Source organism: Limosilactobacillus difficilis (assembly GCF_947387495.1).
Lineage (GTDB): Bacteria > Bacillota > Bacilli > Lactobacillales > Lactobacillaceae > Limosilactobacillus > Limosilactobacillus difficilis.
The window spans coordinates 1-1,530 of record NZ_CANDNU010000090.1; the positions used below are offsets into that span (position 1 = coordinate 1).

Here is a 1,530-nt window from a genome sequence, read left to right on the forward strand (position 1 = left end):
TTTAAAAAAAATCACCCTCAAATTTTGAGGATGATTATACGTCTCCACCAACACCAATTGACAGAGACCCAAAAGGAGCGGCCTTGTGTCGCTCCTTTTTAATTAGGTTCATTTGACTGGTCAAAGTGTGGTCGGTAGTGCTGGTAGAGCAGCAGGCCGATGATCAGTGTCACCGTGTCGGCCGCGGGCTGGGCCGCTAGGATCCCGGTGTAACCGAAGAAATGGTCGAGGACAATCAGGGCCAGGTAGAAGCAGAATCCCTGCCGGGCGAGAGCCAGGACAAAGGCAGGAACGGCCTTGCCCAGTGATTGGAAGGTGGTCGTCAGCACGAGGATGGCGCCGGCAAAAGCACTTGAGGACGTCAGCCAGCGCACCATCAGGGTCCCTTCGTGGACGATATCGGGCCGGTTCATAAAGAAACGGACGAACTGCGGAGCAAAAATTTGCAGGAGGATCGTCATGACAAGGGCAAAACCGACCACTACCTGGAAATCAAACTTGATCGTTTCATCGTAGCGCTTTTGGTCGCGGGCTCCGTAGGTGTAGCCAATCAGGGGTTGGGCCCCGTAAGCAAAGCCGACGAAGATCATCGAGATGATCATGCTGACCTTGATTGCGATGCCGAGGGAAGCAACGCTGTTAGCACCGTAATGGATCAAGTAACGATTGGTCATCGTGGCGGCAAAGGTGTTCATCAAGTTGATGATGGAGGCCGGAATTCCGATTTCTAAGATCTGCCGGATGTATTGCATTGGCAAACGAAAGTAGCGTGGATTGATAGACAGGTAATGGCTCTTAGAAATAAGGTAGTAAACCATTAAAATGTCGCCAATTACGTTGCTGGTCACGGTGGCGAGGGCTGAACCAGCAGCCCCTAAACCGCAAGTAAAGATGAAGAAGGGATTCAGGAAAATATTGATGACCGTTCCGACCATACTGGAAATCATCGCCGGTACAGCTAGTCCTTCCGTCCGGAGGGTATTGGTCGGGGTGAGACCAAAGATGATCAACGGGGCCCCGGCGGCGATCACTAGGTAGTAATCCCGGGCATATTTCCAAGTTGCCGGTGACGCTCCTAATAAGTGGATGAACGGCGTCTGCCAGATGAACAGAACAGCACTGACGATAAGGCCGCAGATGAGGGCGGCATAGCAACAGGTGCTGTGAACGTTGCGGACCAGTTCATTCTTTTTCTCACCGAAGAGTCGCGAGATAAGGGAACTGCCGCCGATGCCGAAGATGTCGCCGATTGCGATCATCAGGGTGAAGAGCGGGGCTCCCTGTGAGACGCCGGCCACCAGGGCGGGGATACCGGTTTTGGCCACGAAGTATGTGTCAACCATGTTGTAGAGCAAGATGACCAGCATACTGAGAGCAATCGGCAGGGCCAGGGTGAAGTAGGCCTTTTTGATTGAGGTGTGTTCAAATAATTCCTGCATAGCATTTCTCCTGGATGACGAATTGTCAAACTAAGTGCAACGGTTCTTCAAAAAATATCTCAAACGGTGTTTGATAGTTTAATATTTTTCT

Annotated in this window: 1 protein-coding gene; it reads right to left on the reverse strand. The window is 51.4% G+C overall.

Annotated features, from left to right (window positions below; translation table 11 throughout):
- Positions 1–98: 98 nt before the first annotated feature.
- Entirely contained in the window at positions 99–1,439 is a 1,341-nt protein-coding gene (locus QOR82_RS09055; RefSeq protein ID WP_283584411.1) for an MATE family efflux transporter, read from the reverse strand.
- Positions 1,440–1,530 lie beyond the last annotated feature (91 nt).